Source organism: Paenibacillus sp. FSL H3-0469 (genome assembly GCF_038051945.1).
Classification (GTDB): domain Bacteria; phylum Bacillota; class Bacilli; order Paenibacillales; family Paenibacillaceae; genus Paenibacillus_AQ.
This window is the reverse complement of the sequence record NZ_CP150302.1, coordinates 1,932,681-1,949,965: the sequence shown is the minus strand read 5'-3', so window position 1 is coordinate 1,949,965 and position 17,285 is coordinate 1,932,681. Positions and strand designations below refer to the sequence as shown.

The 17,285-nt window shown below is 51.5% G+C and carries 18 protein-coding genes; 12 read left to right on the top strand and 6 right to left on the bottom strand.

The genetic code is table 11. The features are described from left to right. Nucleotides 1-43 precede the first annotated feature (43 nt). Nucleotides 44-2,344 carry a 5-methyltetrahydropteroyltriglutamate--homocysteine S-methyltransferase gene (metE, locus tag NSS83_RS08700; RefSeq protein ID WP_341184808.1) on the top strand — a complete coding sequence of 767 codons (2,301 nt, stop codon included), beginning with the start codon at nt 44-46 and terminating at the stop codon, nt 2,342-2,344. Nucleotides 2,345-2,533: 189 nt separating this feature from the next. Here metE and NSS83_RS08695 read toward each other — a convergent pair whose 3' ends face one another. Further along, on the bottom strand, nt 2,534-2,686 hold the full coding sequence (locus tag NSS83_RS08695; RefSeq protein WP_076079942.1) for a DUF1540 domain-containing protein: 153 nt from the start codon (nt 2,684-2,686) through the stop codon (nt 2,534-2,536). Between the two features lie 375 nt (nt 2,687-3,061). Here NSS83_RS08695 and NSS83_RS08690 point away from each other — a divergent pair, with 375 nt between their 5' ends. Continuing rightward, nucleotides 3,062-4,201, top strand: a complete 1,140-nt coding sequence (locus NSS83_RS08690; RefSeq protein WP_341348048.1) for a DUF4349 domain-containing protein — start codon at nt 3,062-3,064, stop codon at nt 4,199-4,201. 374 nt (nt 4,202-4,575) lie between these two features. On the opposite strand, the gene msrA is transcribed toward NSS83_RS08690, so the two are convergent. After that, nucleotides 4,576-5,562, bottom strand: coding sequence for a peptide-methionine (S)-S-oxide reductase MsrA (msrA, locus tag NSS83_RS08685; RefSeq protein WP_341184810.1), 987 nt, complete (start codon nt 5,560-5,562; stop codon nt 4,576-4,578). A 98-nt stretch (nt 5,563-5,660) separates the two neighbouring features. Beyond that, complete coding sequence (locus NSS83_RS08680; protein ID WP_341348047.1) at nt 5,661-6,272, bottom strand: VTT domain-containing protein; 612 nt, start codon at nt 6,270-6,272, stop codon at nt 5,661-5,663. Nucleotides 6,273-6,433: 161 nt separating this feature from the next. Here NSS83_RS08680 and NSS83_RS08675 point away from each other — a divergent pair, with 161 nt between their 5' ends. The 4 genes from NSS83_RS08675 (at nt 6,434) to NSS83_RS08660 (ending at nt 9,177) form a co-directional block, all read left to right on the top strand. Then, nucleotides 6,434-7,369 (top strand): Gfo/Idh/MocA family oxidoreductase, encoded by a 936-nt coding sequence (locus tag NSS83_RS08675; RefSeq protein ID WP_341184812.1) that lies wholly within the window; start codon nt 6,434-6,436, stop codon nt 7,367-7,369. Nucleotides 7,370-7,401: 32 nt separating this feature from the next. Next, nucleotides 7,402-7,725 (top strand): hypothetical protein, encoded by a 324-nt coding sequence (locus NSS83_RS08670; RefSeq protein ID WP_341348046.1) that lies wholly within the window; start codon nt 7,402-7,404, stop codon nt 7,723-7,725. Between the two features lie 125 nt (nt 7,726-7,850). Beyond that, nucleotides 7,851-8,168, top strand: a complete 318-nt coding sequence (locus NSS83_RS08665; RefSeq protein WP_341184814.1) for a helix-turn-helix domain-containing protein — start codon at nt 7,851-7,853, stop codon at nt 8,166-8,168. Between the two features lie 286 nt (nt 8,169-8,454). Further along, nucleotides 8,455-9,177, top strand: a complete 723-nt coding sequence (locus tag NSS83_RS08660; protein WP_341184815.1) for a hypothetical protein — start codon at nt 8,455-8,457, stop codon at nt 9,175-9,177. A gap of 109 nt (nt 9,178-9,286) precedes the next feature. On the opposite strand, the gene NSS83_RS08655 is transcribed toward NSS83_RS08660, so the two are convergent. Continuing rightward, nucleotides 9,287-9,733 carry a DUF6773 family protein gene (locus NSS83_RS08655; RefSeq protein ID WP_341184816.1) on the bottom strand — a complete coding sequence of 149 codons (447 nt, stop codon included), beginning with the start codon at nt 9,731-9,733 and terminating at the stop codon, nt 9,287-9,289. Further along, the gene (locus tag NSS83_RS08650; RefSeq protein WP_036698494.1) at nt 9,711-9,935 is read right to left on the bottom strand and encodes a helix-turn-helix transcriptional regulator; all 225 of its coding nucleotides are present in this window, start codon (nt 9,933-9,935) and stop codon (nt 9,711-9,713) included. The genes NSS83_RS08655 and NSS83_RS08650 overlap by 23 nt, the downstream gene beginning before the upstream one ends. A gap of 226 nt (nt 9,936-10,161) precedes the next feature. Here NSS83_RS08650 and ric point away from each other — a divergent pair, with 226 nt between their 5' ends. The 6 genes from ric (at nt 10,162) to NSS83_RS08620 (ending at nt 16,257) form a co-directional block, all read left to right on the top strand. Continuing rightward, nucleotides 10,162-10,857, top strand: coding sequence for an iron-sulfur cluster repair di-iron protein (gene ric, locus NSS83_RS08645; protein WP_341185252.1), 696 nt, complete (start codon nt 10,162-10,164; stop codon nt 10,855-10,857). 132 nt (nt 10,858-10,989) lie between these two features. Next, complete coding sequence (locus tag NSS83_RS08640; protein ID WP_341348045.1) at nt 10,990-11,676, top strand: hypothetical protein; 687 nt, start codon at nt 10,990-10,992, stop codon at nt 11,674-11,676. A 234-nt stretch (nt 11,677-11,910) separates the two neighbouring features. Continuing rightward, on the top strand, nt 11,911-14,337 hold the full coding sequence (gene nirB, locus NSS83_RS08635; protein WP_341348044.1) for a nitrite reductase large subunit NirB: 2,427 nt from the start codon (nt 11,911-11,913) through the stop codon (nt 14,335-14,337). Between the two features lie 25 nt (nt 14,338-14,362). Continuing rightward, nucleotides 14,363-14,707: a nitrite reductase small subunit NirD gene (nirD, locus tag NSS83_RS08630; RefSeq protein WP_341348043.1), complete on the top strand. Its 345-nt coding sequence runs from the start codon at nt 14,363-14,365 to the stop codon at nt 14,705-14,707. A gap of 19 nt (nt 14,708-14,726) precedes the next feature. After that, the gene (locus NSS83_RS08625) at nt 14,727-15,545 is read left to right on the top strand and encodes a formate/nitrite transporter family protein (RefSeq protein WP_341184820.1); all 819 of its coding nucleotides are present in this window, start codon (nt 14,727-14,729) and stop codon (nt 15,543-15,545) included. Nucleotides 15,546-15,636: 91 nt separating this feature from the next. Then, nucleotides 15,637-16,257, top strand: a complete 621-nt coding sequence (locus tag NSS83_RS08620; protein ID WP_341348042.1) for an SDR family oxidoreductase — start codon at nt 15,637-15,639, stop codon at nt 16,255-16,257. A gap of 110 nt (nt 16,258-16,367) precedes the next feature. Here NSS83_RS08620 and NSS83_RS08615 read toward each other — a convergent pair whose 3' ends face one another. Next, nucleotides 16,368-17,084: a Crp/Fnr family transcriptional regulator gene (locus NSS83_RS08615; RefSeq protein ID WP_339314919.1), complete on the bottom strand. Its 717-nt coding sequence runs from the start codon at nt 17,082-17,084 to the stop codon at nt 16,368-16,370. Between the last annotated feature and the right edge of the window lie 201 nt (nt 17,085-17,285).

Genomic DNA, 17,285 nt, shown 5'->3' with positions numbered 1-17,285 from the left:
TGCAGGCATAAGGGCAGACAATTATACAGGGGAGTGGACATCAATGAGTACAGGAATCAAGACAAGCAGCCTCGGATATCCGAGAATCGGCAAGAACCGTGAATGGAAGAAATTACTGGAGGCTTATTGGGCCGGCAAAATCGATGAGCAGAGCTTCCGCTCACAGATGGAAGATATCCAGCTTCAGCACTTGCAGACCCAGCAGCAGGCCGGAATTGATCTGATCCCGGTGGGCGACTTCACCTTATATGACCATGTGCTGGATACCGCCGCCATGTTCGGGATCGTACCGGCGCGTTACGGTTATAAGGGCGGGGAGATTCCGCTTGATCTGTATTTTGCCATGGCGCGCGGCAATGCAGAAGCCCCGGCCTGCGAGATGACCAAATGGTTCAATACGAACTACCATTACATTGTTCCTGAAATCGGCAGCCTGACCCCGGTATTGACAGCGAATAAGCCGCTGGCCGCCTACCGCTTCGCCAAAGAGCGGGCAGGCATTGAGGGCAAGCCGGTTATAGTCGGACTGTATACCTTCCTGAAGCTGTCCAAGGGCTTCCCGGCAGCCGACATCGCCGCCGTTGCCGCACGCTTCCTCCCGCTGTATGTACAGCTGCTTCAGGAGCTACAGGCTGAAGGAGTAGCCTGGGTACAGATCGATGAGCCGGCAATCGTTACCGGCTTAACGGCTGAGGATACCGCACTGCTCCAGAACATTTACAATGAGATTGCTGCTGCTGTACCAGGACTGAAGCTGATGCTGCAGACTTATTTCGAAGCTGCGGAGCCGCTTGAAGCATTGCTGGCACTGCCTGTGCAAGGTCTGGGGCTTGACTTCGTCCATGACGGCGGCAAGAATCTGGAGTCGGTTGCACGCCTGGGCTGGCCGCAGGATAAGACACTCGGCGCCGGTATCCTGGACGGACGCAACATCTGGCGCGCCGATACCGATGCCAAGCTGGAGCTGGTAGCGAAGCTGCTGAGCTATGTGCCTCAGGAACAGTTAATTCTCCAGCCAGCGTCAAGTCTGCTGCATGTGCCTGTAACGGTTGAGAGTGAGGTCAAGCTGAAGGCTGCGGTCAAGAATGCCTTGGCGTTCGCCAATGAGAAGCTGGCAGAGCTGGTTCTGATTGCGGCAGCCGCGAACGAAGGTAGAGAGCGTTATGCCGCCGAGCTGGAGCGCAGCCATGAGGTGCTGGCCGTATTCCGTGCCTTACCGGAGCGCGGGCGTGAGGATGTAGCGGAGCAGGTGCGTGCCCTTGCCCAGCTGCCGGACCACCGCAGCCTTCCGTTCGCCGAGCGTGTCAAGGTTCAGCAGGAGAAGTGGCGTCTGCCGCTGCTGCCGACCACGACCATCGGCAGCTTCCCGCAGACGGCTGAAGTCCGCCAGGCCCGTCTGAAATGGCGCAAGGGTGTCTGGAACCAGGAGCGTTATGACTTGTTCATCAAGCGGCAGATCGCCGAGGCGATTACGCTTCAGGAGGAGCTTGGTCTGGATGTGCTGGTACACGGAGAGTTCGAGCGTACGGATATGGTGGAATTCTTCGGCGAGAAGCTGGCCGGCTATCTGTTCACCGCAGGCGGCTGGGTTCAGTCGTATGGCTCACGCTGCGTGAAGCCGCCGGTAATCTATGCCGATGTTGCCTTTATAGAGCCGATGACTGTGAAGGAGAGCGTGTATGCCCAGTCACTCACGAAGCTGCCTGTTAAAGGAATGCTGACCGGACCGGTCACGATCCTGAACTGGTCCTTTGTCCGCGATGATCTCAGCCGGGAAGCGGTGGCCGGACAAATCGCCCTCGCCCTGCGTCATGAGGTATCCGCGCTCGAGGAGGCTGGTATCGAGATGATTCAGGTCGATGAGCCGGCGATCCGCGAAGGTCTGCCGCTGAAGGCAAGAGATCATGAGTATTACCTGAACTGGGCGGTGAAATCCTTCCGTACCGCCACGAATCATGTCAAGGATACCACGCAGGTGCATACGCATATGTGCTACAGTGAATTTAATGATATGATCGGTTCGATCTCGGCGATGGATGCGGATGTCATCTCCATTGAGACCTCGCGCAGCCATGGTGAGTTGATCGTCAGCTTCGAGGAGCAGGAATACGACAAGGGAATTGGACTGGGTGTGTATGATATCCATAGTCCGCGTGTACCGGTGGTAGAGGAGATGACCTCGGCCATCGAACGTGCGCTGCGCGTGCTGGATGTCCAGCAGTTCTGGATTAATCCCGACTGCGGACTGAAGACACGGGGCTGGGAAGAGACCACAGGCGCACTGCGCAATATGGTGAAGGCCGCGGTCCTGGTAAGAGAGCAGCACAGCGCAGCGACCCGTTAACAGACGAGGCTGTTCCGTTTAAAATCCTCAGAGTTGCACAGAAAAACCACTGCAAGCGGGAGAGTACAGTCTCCGGTTGCAGTGGTTTTATTTTTGCAGGAAACACTTGATAATAATTCTCATTCTTGATAGAATGAGAAAAGAAAGAAGGAACCTGTGGAGGGCTCCTTCATATTCTGCAATCATTCATTATTTGCTTTCGAAGGTTTTGCAATCTGTTTCCTCAGATTGTGTAGGCTGCTTGGAGCTGTGGTAAGCAACGAAGATGGATTCAGCGTTGCATTTGTTTTCTTCAGCCCAGTAGGTGCAAGAATTAACTGCGCACAATACGTCTTTTGCCATGAGGGTTCACCTCCTCTTGTAGTAGTAGGCAACATAAATCGGCAAGAAATCAATACAGCTGCCCGGGCAAGGTGGAGCTTGTCCGAATAGCGCCATAACCTTATTCTATGCGAATAGGGTTTTTGGTGTTTTTTTGCCGTTTTATCATCGTAATTGTAACAAATACAGAGACATTACGCAAACAAGGCCACGCAGAACAAATTATCGCGAAATGGTCTTTTTTGTTATTTTCCGTAAATGGCTGCAACCTTCCAGCTTTTGGAACGTCAAGAGGGATAAGTGCGGAACGGACGGACCGATAGAGATAATGGCCGTACTCCGACTAAGCTGAAACACCGTAAGCAGTATACAATTACACTTTATGGAGGAATGAGCATGCGAAAATGGGGTCTGCATTACTTATTGTATCTAGTGGTTGTAGCCGTGGTTCTGACGGGATGCGGCGCGTCGAGTGGCAATTCAGATTCGGCAGCGAATTCAGAAAGCGCGTTCAGAAATGAAGCAGCATCAGACGGATCAGCGGAAAGTGCGCCTGCTGCGGTAGAGGCTAAGGAGGATAGTCTAGCTAACACGGCAATGGCTGACAATGGTCAGGCTGCGGTGAAGGGCGGCGGGGGAAATTCGGCACTCCCCAAGATGGATAGTGGGCAAGGGACAGATGCTTCTGCCGGATTCACCGGCACCGATGTGGTAGCAGGGCTGAACAAGAAGCTGATCTACAAGGCGAACCTCAATATGGAGGTAAGCGACTATGGGGCAGCGCAGACTGAAGTGCGGAATATGGTTACTCTGGCCGGAGGCTACATTATCGAATTCTCAGAGAATATGTCTGAATATGAACAGGGCGGAACCATTATCCTAAAAGTGCCTGCGGCAGGCTTCTCTCCGTTCCTGAACAATCTGGAGAAGATTAAGCATGAGAAGCTCCAGAGAAGCATCCAGGGGCAGGATGTGTCGGAGGAATATGTGGACCTGGAGTCACGCCTTAAGGCGAAGCAAATGATGGAGGCACAATATATTGATTTTATGAAAAAAGCGACCAAACCGGCCGATCTCGTCCAGTTCGCCAACCAGCTTGGGGAAATCCAAGAGCAAATCGAACAGATTAAGGGCAGAATGCGGTATATCGATCAGAACGTATCGTTCTCTACAGTCGAGCTTCGCCTCTACCAGACTGAGAAGAGTCTTACCCTTACCAAGACCAATGCCCAGGGGCCGCTTGGTGAACGAGCTTCCGAAGCGCTCAAGAGCAGCATGAAGGCGTTGTCTGTGATGTTCCAGTGGCTTGTTGTTGTACTGGCGGCTGCACTCCCCGTCCTGCTGGTAGCAGGTGTCGTGGTGGCGCTGGTGCTCTGGTTACGGAAAAGCATCAAACGGCGGCAACCCGCGCATCTTGAACAGGCGCGGCTAGGCGGCAACCGGCTGCCGGACCGGGAACCGCAGCCTCATACTGAAGCGGCACCTGTAGTTCCAGCCGCAACGGAAGAGGAGAATATGGATAAGCAGAACAAGTAAAACAAGTAGAACAAAGCCTCCATACCCGTGACTCCGGGCTGGAGGCTTTGTTTTGTTCAGGAAATTATATGGCCCGAATGTATACGGAAAACAACATACATTGTGCACGTACGTAGGTGTGTGGTCCGAATGTATGCGGAAAACAACATACATTGTGCACGAACGTGGGCGTGTGGCCCGAATGTATGCGGAAAACAGCATACATTGTGCTGATGCGCAGGTGTGTGGCCCGAATGTATGCGGAAAACAACATACATTGTACAGGTACGCAGGCAAGTGACCCGAATATATGTGAAAAACAGCATACATTCGGGCCACAGGCAAGTTATGCAAAATAGGAAGCTATAGCTTGAAGCAAGCCGGGATCTCCAGCCTTAAGCATGCTGGAAGAGCACGCGGTACTCGCCGTAGCCTTCCTTCTCCAGATCCTCTTTGGGAACAAAGCGCAGAGCTGCCGAGTTGATACAGTACCGCAGTCCATTCGCTCCAGGGCCGTCATTGAACACATGGCCCAAGTGGGAATCCGCTGTCTTGCTGCGTACCTCAGTGCGGACCATCAGGTGGCTGAGGTCGGATTTCTCCTTGACCGCATAGTCCCGGATCGGACGCGTGAAGCTCGGCCAGCCGCAGCCGGAATCATACTTGTCTTCTGAGCTGAACAGCGGCTCCCCGGAGACAATATCCACATAGATCCCGTCCCCATGGTGATCCCAGAATTCGTTGCGGAACGGAGATTCCGTTGCGCTGTTCTGTGTCACCTCATATTGAAGCGGAGTCAGGCGCTCCTTCAGGCTCTGCGGGTCCTCCTTGTGGGTCCAGTGGGCTTCGATGAATGCTTCCCGGCCCGAGCCCTTGCGGTAACGCTTGTAATGGCCTGGATTCTTGTGGTGATAGCCCTGATGATATTCTTCGGCAGGGTAGAAGGGCTTAGCCGGAAGAATAGGCGTCACAATGGGAGCAGAGAAGCGTCCGCTGGCCTGAAGGGCCGCCTTGGAAGCCTCTGCCTGCTGGCGCTGCTCCTCCGAATGGGTGAAGATGGCCGTTCCGTAAGAAGTGCCGCGGTCATGGAATTGCCCTCCGGCATCGGTAGGGTCAATCTGCTGCCAGAACAGCTCAAGCAGCTTGCTATATGGGAAAATATCCGGATTGAACGTAATCTGTACCGCCTCAACATGTCCGGTCATTTCCGAGCATACCTCTTCGTAGGTCGGATTTACAGTATGTCCGCCTGTATAGCCGGAGATAATTTTGACAATGCCGGGAAGCTCTTCAAAAGGGGATACCATACACCAGAAGCATCCACCGGCGAAGGTGGCCTGTTCGGTCTTGAAATTTATAGAATCAGCTTGAAATTCACTCATTGTTATCCCTCCATCTGTAGAATGCAATTAAATAGATCACAATTTAATTATAAATCAAATAGAGGCTTACTGCCAGCATGCCTGATATTCTTGAAGTGTTAGCGGCCCGCAGAAGGACGGCGGCGCATGGACAATCCGGCCACAGCCAGTACGGCAATATACACGATTATAGCTACAAAGGCACTTCGCGGATGCTGGAACATCTGTCCTCCGAGGAAGGCGTATAGGGCGATGCCGGGGATTTTGCCAAGCGCGGTGGCTCCAAGATAGCTCCAGAAAGGCAGTCCGGCGGCACCGGCATAGATATTCACAGCCATCTGCGGGATAAACGGTGCCAGCCGGGCAATCACTACGGATGCAAAAGGACGCTGCTCCACAGCGGACACAAATCTGTCCAGCGCCGAAATTCTGCTTAGATAGGCCATTGATTTGCTCCGGAACATGGATGTAACGGCTCCATAGACAAGGGCTGCCGCTATTGTGGTAGCACTCCAGCAGATTAACGCTCCTGCGAAGCTTCCGTATGCATACCCGAACAGACCGATAATCAGCTTATAGGGCAGGACCGGAAACAAGGCCAGCACTGTGGCCGCGAGCATGGACAAATACAAAGGATGATCCTCTCTAAGCCAGGCCAAGAGTTCATACCTGTAGATAAACGCGAGGATTATGCACGAAACATACAGAATAATTGTTAGCCATTTTCTCATTATACTATGCCCCTTCTTCACTCCATCCATTTCATCATACTGAAAAAAAAGCAATTAAAGCAATTATTGAAGCAAAGATCATTGTTCCCGCAGCATGTCACGGTATAATACATCTATAAGGGAATAGAAATTCCCCCGAGTATGTAAGGGAGATGCTGTTAATGAAACTATCTGTCCGCAAAAGAGTGGCACTGATCGGCATTGGCGATATTGCCCGTAAAGTCTATTTGCCGCTGCTCTCCCGGCATGATCAGGCCGAGGTGGTGGGTGTGCTCAGCCATTCCTCTGCTACGGTCGAGCGGGCAGTTCAGGCTTATCGCCTTCAGCGGGGCACAACCGAGCTTACGGAGCTGCTGTCCTGGGATCTGGATGCTGTGTTCATACATAGTCCTACAACCACGCACTATGAGCTGGTGACCGCTTGCCTGGAGCATGGGGTATCCGTGTATGTGGACAAGCCGCTCTCCTATGATCTGGAGGAATCCCGCCGGATGGCAGAGCTTGCTGAGAACAAGGGGCTGCTGCTGGGGGTGGGCTTCAACCGCCGCTATGCCCCGATGTATGCCGCAGCCAAATCTTGGCTGCATAAGGCCGGAGGCATCAGCCAATCCACCGCAGTCAAGCACCGCACGAAGCTGCAGCAGGGCAGCAGCCATGAGACGATCCATGATGACCTGATCCATATGCTGGATCTGCTGCTCTGGCTGTCCGGCGGGGATTATGAGCTGCTGCATAGCAGCCTGAAGGCGGATGCGGAGGGGCGGCTTCTGCAGGCTTCGGGAATGCTGGGCTGGGAGAACGGGACCACCGGCCATTACAGCATGGTCCGGGATGCCGGAGCCGATCTGGAGAAGCTGGAGCTGCACGGACATGGGAGATCGGTTGAGGTGACCGACATGGAACGGGTTATATTATATGAGCAGGGCTCGTTGCCGCGCACGCAGAACTTTGGCAGCTGGGATACCGTACTGGAGCGCAGAGGCTTCAGCGGAGCGGTCAGCCATTATCTCAGCAATATAGCGACACCGGAGCAATGCGGCATTTCCGCTTCGGCTGTATTGCCGAGCCATGAATTAGCAGCAAGACTAAGCCGCTGAGCGGTCAGAATCGCAGCAGAGAGGAGGACAACATGGAGGATTACGACAAGTCGATGGAAGAGCGGATCATCGAGAGCTATAAACGGGACGAGGAAATGATGATTCTCGTATTTGCCCAGTGGTGTGTGAATAACAAGCTGGACCCGCATGCCTTGTATCTGCAGGCTTATCCGCAGCAGGAGGGCAATCAGGCGCTGGCCAATGCGCTGGCCCTGACGGTATCCGCAGAGGAGGCCGGATTCATCTCCGATGATACTGTGCTGGGGGTACTCTCTCTATATAGCAACGATGATCTTGCCTATGTGGTTACAGAAGCCATCCAGCTAAGACGCAAAGCAGAAGACACCAAGGATTGAGAGCGGAAATATAATACTAGTGGTTAATGAACTTTTTTTTGCCAAACGATGTTCATTCCAGAATAAATGTGGTAAAATTATATATACTAACTAATTGTAAGCTTCATAAGTGAGAGGTGATAACCATGGAAGAACATCAATTGACGATGTGCCCGAGATTTGAGACGGCTTTTTCGTTTCTGGGCAAGCGTTGGAACGGACTCATTATTCAGACCTTGATGAGCGGCCCTAAGCGGTTCAAGGATATTTCCGGACTGATTCCGTCAATGAGCGATAAGATGCTGTCCGAGCGCATGAAGGATCTGGAATGCGAGGGCATTCTGGTACGGCATGTGTACCCGGAGACACCGGTGCGCATTGAGTATGAATTAACAGTGAAGGGCCGTGCGCTTGAGCCGGTCATGCAGCAAATCCAGACCTGGGCCGAGAGCTGGGTGGAGTAGCAGTACCGTAATATATTTGATGACAGCCTCTTGTCCGGTATCCGGGTAAGGGGCTTTTCATATGCAGTTCTGCTTATTTATGCGGATTTTGCCCAAATAAACCTTGCACTTAGGCCCCACCTGTGTAATATAATAGAACATACTAAATATTACGGATGTGTGGAAGCGTTAACAAAAGTAGGAAAAGCCCAGGGTTATATGGCAGCGCGGATGCTTACAGGATGTGTTTTGGACGATGCTGATGGAAGGAAGCGGAGGGCTTACACAACTTTTAGGAGCGAGGACCATGACCATCACCTTGTTTTCCCGGGAAATAACCTATGGAAAAAAGGATGTCGCCGAACTGGAGACTGCTTCGATTAAAGTACAGCTAATCTATGACAAGGTGTTGTTCATGCTTCATAACCATCTCCCGGATTCTCTGTGGGATGCATGGATCGGCGTGCCATATGAGATCATTTCTTCGCTATATAAAGGGGACAATGACAGCGGGAGTGTGTTTCAGAAATGGATTCAAGGCCCGTCCGGCTGGAAATGCATCGGCTGTGAGCGTCATTGTCTGGAGCCTGTAACGGCAAGGGGAGGGAATGGCTCAAATGCTCAGCGCCGTTTTACTTTTCATAATGGAATTAGCCAGAGCATGGTACTTCAAGCTGTAATCTGGTCTATGTACGAGAACACCCGGCTGCTTCAGCCTTACTTGGGGGAGGAGGCTTTTCTAAGTGAGGAGGATATGGAGCTAATCTCTGTATACTTCGTGCCAACCTATCTGACCCCGGCGCCGCTGAGCGAATTGAACAAACCAGCCAAAGAATATAAGGACAAGAACATTAGGGTGTATCAGGAATGGATCTCTGCCCCCGATCTGGTGCTGCAGTGGAACGGCGGCCTGACCGAAGGCAGATGGATGACGGGTGTATATGTGGATCATTCAAGGTTCGCCGGACTTGGCCCCTACCTGAAGGATGCGCAGGGCAAGCGGACTTATATGCAGGCGACGGTTCAATAAAAAAGATGAAACTCGAAAAAAAGAGTTGAACTTGAAGCCAGGCCGTCGCTGCGGTGAACATTTGGACTTCCGGCCAGCGCCCAGTTTGGATTTCCTGATATTAACCGCTCTACTCCGCCCGGTTATTCCTCCGCCGGATCAAGTATACAGTGCTTAAGATGATCAGTCCTGCTGTAACAGAAATGATCAGAATCACTTTCCCGTTCGCACCGCTGTCAGCTGCTGATTGGGCGGCGGTTGGATTCACGAAGGTAACGATAAGGATACAGGCCGCCACCACTATGGCCAGAATTGCACCCGCAATGCTTCTCCCGTTCACTCCGTTCTGCCCGCCGCCCGGTCCCACATATGAACCGCTCCAGATCAGTCTTACCAGATAGGAGCCTACACCCAGCATGAAAATTGCGTAATTGCTGAGCGGATACTCCAGCCACTTCATTCCGTAGTTTTGCAGCCCCATGTCTGCCAGCAATAAGAATGCCATCAAAAGAAATGCCTGATTCCCCGCCTTGTGCCGCTTCTGCAGTTGTCTCTCATCCAGGTTCGTTCTGTTCATCCTTCGTTCCCTCCCAAAATAGTTGATCCAGCGTCTTCCCGAGTGTTACACAAATGTCAATGCACAGCCTCAGGGTGGGGTTGTAATCACCGTTCTCAATCGCGATAATCGTCTGCCTTGTGACCCCCACGGCATCTGCGAGCTGTTTTTGCGACATGTCTTTTGCCGCTCTGGAGGCTTTGAGCCTTAAGTTTTTCCCCATTCCCTCACCTCACGCATATTGTAAAATATATAAAACAAAATGTCTAGTATATTTTACATTGAAATACTTAAATTTCACGTTCATTAAAATTTGTTATATTCAGTGCGTACAATCACAAGTTCCGCCTAAGGCCAGTGATAAGGTGTAGAAGTGAAAAGAAACACAAACCTACATTTTAACCTGAGGAGGGGCCAACATGGCGTCCAATCAATTAAACGATACAACAATTCATCCCGGGTTCACCCCGGAAGCAATGGTCAGAGATATTGTTCTGCAGTTCCCCAAAGCAGCAGATTATTTCAAAGCACAGCGGATCGATTTCTGCTGCGGAGGCGCAAAGCCGCTGGCTGAAGCCGCTGCCGAGAAGGGTCTTGACCCGGCAGCAATGGTGCAGGAGCTGAACAAGCTGCAGGAGCAGCACCCCGTTCTGGAAGAAGACACCGCCTGGAACGAGGCTTCTTCAGAGGAGCTGGTGAATTATATTGTGAACAAGCATCACCGTTATCTGCGTGAAGAGCTTCCGTTAATCAGTCAAAATGTAACCAAGGTATTCCGCGTTCATGGTGAGGATTCACCGCATCTGGGAGAAATGCACCGCCTGTTCAATATGCTGCGTGAAGAGCTGCTGCAGCACACGGCGAAGGAAGAAGAGAGCGAATTCCCTAAGATGCTGGCTTACACTCAGAATCCAACTGAAGAAGGACTTGCGGAGCTGCGCGGACTGCTGCATAATCTGGAAGCAGAGCATGACGGGGCCGGAGAGATTCTGCGTGAGCTGCGTAGAGTAACTAATGACTACACACCGCCTGCACATGCCTGCACGACTTATCGACTGACATATGCCCGCCTTGAAGAACTGGAAGGCATGACCTTCGAGCACGTGCATCTGGAGAACAACATTCTGTTCCTGCGTTATCAATAGGACCTGCTGTAAGGTAAAAGTCCCTTCGGGGACTTTTTACTTTTTCTGCCGGCAGAAATGATTTGAGAACCCTTCCTCTATGCGTTATCCTTAAAGAGTCCGGGAAAATACATATGAAGGCGGTGCCGTGGAATGTCCACGAAATGGATGCGCTTAATGCTGTGCCTGCTCTTGCTGACCGCGGCAAGCGGTTGTGGCTTGGGATCAGGGAATGGCGGCAGCAGTAACGGAAGCCAGGGATTAACCTTTTCAGTCATGGTGGGTGACAGTGAAATGGCCGGAAGCTCGGCCAGATTGCTTAACGAAGCTTACGTGCCTGGAAATTCAATAATAGAGCTGTTCAAGAAGAGCGGTGTTGTTACATTTTCAGCGGATGGCCCTAATATTCTTGAAGTAAATAAGGTCTCCCTGGGTCAGGATATGAGCTGGGAGATTCAGGTAAACGGCAAGAAGGTTCAAGAGCTGAATACGACCCTGGAACCGGGTTCGGCCATTACGATGTCAGCAGGGCCTGCCGGAACCGGAAAGATGTTTCAGCCTGTCATCGTCACGGTGAACGGGGGGAGCGAGCAGCCGGAGCTGACACATTCGCATGTGCTTTCTTTTATGCAGGATATGTCCGTCAAGGGACTGCTCAAGAACAGCGGTATGGTCCGGCTTGCCGAAGATAACCGGACGGTGCTTACTGTGATGGATTATACCCCGCTCAGCAGCGAGGAATGGAGACTGAAGGTCAACGATAAAGGGCTGCTCGGCAATGGAGTGGACATGAAGCTCAGTCCGCAGGACAAGCTGGAGATCTCTCTGGTACTGAAATAAGTGAACGGATAACTGTGCGAAACTGCATGGGTATCCGTTTTTTTGAATAATATTCCTATTGGATTCACGCCAGAAGTTGTCCTATATAAGAACGGAGCAATCATATTCACTTGTGTGAAAAAATTCACATAAGGTGTGACTGTGGTCACACTTGCCATGGAATGGGGGACAGTATAATTTCTCTATCAGGTAAAGTTATTGAAGAAATCAGAGTTTCTGAAGGAGGGTCTACCAGTGGCAGCGGAAAGAGAAAAGTTAGTGCTGATTGGGAATGGCATGGCGGGAGTAGGCACTATTGAGCAGATTCTGAAGCTGGGCGGCGCTTATGATATTTCGGTCTTCGGCAGTGAGCCGCATCCCAACTATAACCGGATTATGTTGTCCTATGTACTTGAAGGCAGCAAAACGATTGAAGACATCATCCTCAACGATCTCGGGTGGTATGAAGATAATCATATTACACTGCATACCAGCACAACGGTTACCCGGATCGATGAACAGAACAAACTGATATTGACCGATAATGGACTGGCGGTTCCTTACGATAAAGCAATTATTGCAACAGGCTCGAATTCTTTCATTCTACCCGTACCCGGCAGTACTAAGGATGGGGTAGTCGGGTTCCGCGATATCGCGGACTGCGATGCGATGCTGGCAGCGGCGAAGCAGTACCGCACGGCGGCTGTTATCGGCGGAGGACTGCTGGGTCTTGAAGCTGCGAAAGGCCTGGTCAATCTGGGCATGGATGTTACCGTTGTGCATCTGCTGGAGGATCTGATGGAGCGCCAGCTGGACCGTACCGCTTCTTCAATGCTGCAGGCAGAGCTTACACGGCAAGGTGTGAAATTCGCCATGGGCAAGCAGACAGTTGAATTGACCGGCGAAGAACGGGTTACTGGTCTACGCTTCAGTGATGGCAGTGTGCTGCCGTCAGAGTTTGTAGTGATGGCTGTTGGAATTAAGCCGAATGTCCAGCTTGCAAAGGACAGCGGAATTACCGTTAACCGCGGGATCGTAGTTGACGATTATATGCAAACTTCTATGGCAGATGTGTATTCTGTCGGCGAATGTACAGAGCACCGGGGAACCTGCTACGGACTCGTTGCACCGCTATTTGAGCAGGGCATGGTTCTCGCCAAGCATTTGTCTGGTGTACAGACTCCGGGCTATGAAGGCTCAGTTGTAGCTACCAAGCTCAAAATTTCCGGAGTAGATGTATTCTCCGCCGGTGAATTCACAGAAACGCCGGAGCATACCGTTATTTCTGCCAAGGATGAATGGAAGCGAACCTACAAGAAGATTTTGCTTAAGGATAATGTGATTGTCGGTGCCGTTCTGTTCGGTGATGTAACGGAATCTGCCAGCCTGCAGAAGCTTGTGAAAAACAGCACAGAGATGACGGATGAAATCTATGATGAGGTTATGGGCACAAGCTGCTGCGGCGGAGGAGGAGCCAAGAAGGGGATGTCCGTTGAAGCGATGGCTGATGAAGAAATCGTCTGCGGCTGTAACGGCGTAACCAAAAAAGCGATTGTGGATGCTGTTACGGAGAACGGCTTCACTACGGTGGATGAGATCAAAGCCTGCACGGGTGCAACCCGCTCCTGCGGCGGCTGTAAGCCAGTGGTGGAGCAGATTCTGCAATTCGTTCTCGGAGACAGCTTCCAGCAGAGCGCCAAGCAGGGAATCTGCAGCTGCACCTCGCTAAGCCGGGATGAGATCGTAGCCGAGATTACGGCTAAAGGCCTCCGGACTACTAAGGAAGTTATGCATGTCCTGGACTGGAAGCAGGCAGAAGGCTGTTCCAAATGCCGCCCGGCAGTGAACTATTATCTGGGGATGATCTACCCTGACACTCATGAGGACGAGAAGGAATCCCGGTTCGTCAATGAACGGATGAGCGCCAATATTCAGAAGGACGGAACTTATACAGTTATACCGCGGATGTATGGCGGTGTGACCACTCCTGAGGATTTGAAGCGGATTGCCGATGTGTCCCTGAAGTATGATGTGAAGGTTGTGAAGGTAACGGGCGGACAACGTCTTGACCTGATCGGTGTCAAAAAAGAAGATGTACCTAAGGTGTGGGAGGAGCTGGATATGCCGTCCGGCTATGGTTATGCCAAGTCGCTGCGTACGGTAAAAACTTGCGTAGGTTCGCAGTTCTGCCGCTTCGGCACACAGGATTCCATGGGCATGGGCGCTATGCTTGAGCGTAAATATGAACGGCTGGATATGCCGGCCAAGTTCAAGATGGCGGTTAACGGCTGTCCGCGTAACTGTGCAGAATCGTGCACGAAGGATATCGGGATTGTCGGCAATGACGGCGGCTGGGAAGTGTTCATCGGCGGCAACGGCGGGATTAAGCCGCGCATCGCAGATGCCTTCTGCAAGGTGAAGACCGACGAGGAACTGGTTGAGGTCTGCTCCGCTGTCATCCAGTACTACCGTGAGACCGGCAATTACCTGGAGAGAACCTCCGAATGGGTAGAGCGTATGGGTCTTGAGCAAATCCAGACTGTGGTTATGGGTAATGACGACAACCGTAAAGAGCTTGCGGCACGTATTGACTTTGCCCTGGCCCAGGTGAGTGATCCTTGGCGGAAAATGCTGGATGACAAAAACACCCGCACCGCGCTGTTCGAAGAGACACAGGTATAGTCTAAAGGGAGAGGGAGAGAGCATAATGGAACGGAGCAATCGGGAATACACGATAGGCGCAGTGGAAGATTTCATGCTGCAGATCGGCCGGGTAGTTCATGCAGGAGAAGTCGAATTAGCGATATTCCGCACATCGGACGGCGCAATTTATGCGGTCCGCAACCACAGTCCCCACCCGAAGGGCGGCCCGCTCGCGGAGGGAATCGTATCAGGCTATTATTTATATGATCCGCTGCATGACTGGAAGATCGACCTTCGCACGGGAGAGGTTCAGGCACCGGACCGTGGGCAGGCAGAAGTCTATCCGGTTACAGTAGAGGGCGGAGTTGTTAAGGTCACTCTGCCTGCGGCAGTAGCAAACCTAAATTAAAGGAAGAGCAGGTGCGGATATGTTTACGCAGAGCGTAGAGAATATCGTAGAGACAGCCGTAGGGAAACGCGACAAAATGAATGAGAGCCTGCCCAAATATTTTTTGGCGGCCCTCCTGGCAGGAGCATATGTGGGTATTGGTATTATTCTGATCTTCTCACTGGGGGCACCGCTGGCGGCGATCAAGTCACCGTTCCAGCCGCTGATTATGGGAGCCTCCTTCGGGATTGCCTTGACCTTGGTTGTATTCGCCGGCTCAGAGCTGTTTACAGGTAATAATATGTTCTTCACGGTAAGCACGCTTGCCGGGAGAACTACAGTCTGGGACACGGTGAAGAACTGGGTCCTGGTATTCCTCGGCAATGTGGCCGGTGCTGTGGTGCTGGCACTGCTGATTCAGGGATCGGGCCTCTTCAAAGCAGCGCCTGCCGAGCATCTGATCTTCGCGGCGGCTGCCAAAAAGATGAGCCTTCCGTTCTCGGAGCTGTTCTTCCGCGGCATCCTCTGTAACTGGCTGGTCTGCCTGGCGCTATGGATGTCTTCCCGCGCCAAGAGTGAAGCAGCGAAGCTGGTCCTGATCTGGTGGTGTCTGTTCGCCTTCATCGCGAGCGGCTATGAACACAGTGTTGCGAACATGACGCTGCTCAGCGTAGCTGTGCTGCTGCCGAATCATCCAGAGACAGTGAGCATCGCCGGCTGGTTTCACAACATGATTCCTGTTACGCTTGGCAACATTATCGGCGGCGGTGTCTTTGTCGGAATGGCTTACTGGCTAATTTCACCTGTGCGTACTCCGCGTAAAGTATCTGTTCCTCCTCAGACTAAGAAAGCAAGCTAGTTCCAGTACCAAGCCCCGCAGCTGTTACATGCTGCGGGGCTTTTTTGCCGCTCAATCCCTGCTATAATACACTTCAGGAGGTTATTTTCATATGAATATATTGATTCTTGGTGCCACTGGCCGGGTGGGAAGCCATATTGTTACCCACGCTCTTCAGGATGGACATCATGTGACTGCTCTGGTCCGCACGCCGGAGAAGGTTCAGCCTCTCCATGCCAACCTGACGATCCTCCAAGGTAATGTGCTTAATCAAGAGGATGTCGCCCGGGCAGTGCAGGGAAATGATGTAGTGATTAGTGCATTGAACACCGATGGGACAACCACGCTTACAGACAGCATGCCTTTTATCATCGGAGCCATGTATGAGGAAGGGATAGAGCGCATTATAACCGTAGGAACTGCGGGCATTCTTCAAAGTGAGAGCTCCCCAGATCTCCTCCGTTACCAATCCAGTGAGTCTAAACGCAGGTCAACCCGTGCCGCAGAAGAACATGAACGAGCATACCGCTTGCTGGAGCGATCAACTCTTAAATGGACGATTGTGTGCCCAACCGCTCTGCTGGACGGAGAACGCATAGGGACCTATCGTGTAAGACAAGACATTCTGCCCCAAGGTGGTACTGAAATATCTGTAGCGGATACAGCGGAATTCATTTATAGTCAAATTGATGCTGGCGATTTCATAAGATCCCGTGTCGGTATAGCTTACTGATAGGGGGGATAGAAAAAAAGACGCCGGAGAGGGCGCCTTGACCACTCTATTAAATTTATTGGGTCAGATATGTTTCAATGAGGTGAATAGAGGGTATTATTGATAGGAAATTAAATTCGGCAAATTTCATTGGGACATAGTTCGCAGTGGCAGATTTCTTGAAGCATCGCCAGATCTTTGATGACAATCATGCCGTTCTCATACTCCACTGCATCTTTTTTACGCAGATCACTCAGCATGCGGTTAACGCTCTCACGGGTAGCGCCGATCATGTTGGACAGATCTGTATGCGTGATTTTTTTGTTGATCAGAATGCTGTCGCCCGTCTTCTCACCATAGGTGTTGCCAAGACGGATTAGTGTGGAGCAGAGTGCGCCCGGTTTGCCGTACATCATCAGATCGCGGAATTTCGTCTGTGTGAGACGGTGATGAATCCCCATCCACTTCATGAAGTCGATGGCGAAGTCGCAGTGCTGGCAGATCAGAATCTCCAGATCCTTCTGTTCAATCACGCCGACTTCACTCTCTTCAATGACTTCGGCTGTGAAGCTGTGCTTCGTGCTGAAGAAAGGGTCAGCCTGACCGACCATGTCGCCTGCCTGATACATATACAGAATCAGTTCCTTGCCTTCGTCTGTAGATTTGGTTAATTTCACACGTCCACGCTTGATATAAAACAGTTTATCCGAGAAATCGCCTTCCCAGAACAGGTGTGATCCTTCAGGGACTACACGTTCCTTCATGGTGACCAACAGGCGGTTAAAGTTCTGTTCGGAGAAACAGTTTGTATTGCCGCGGGCTTCGATAACATTATAATGTTCCTTTATCATAATCGACATCCCCTTTATTCCCTCAGTTTTTCAGTAAATTTTAAATTAATTATACCTTGGAATTCCTCTTTATGGGTAATTATTTTCGCATAAAAGTGTCGAATTTTTAACATTGTGATAATTTTCACTTCATTTGTGTGAGATTGGTTACGTTTTTTCCTTGAAAAGAGTTCCTTTACCTGTGTTATAGGATATTAT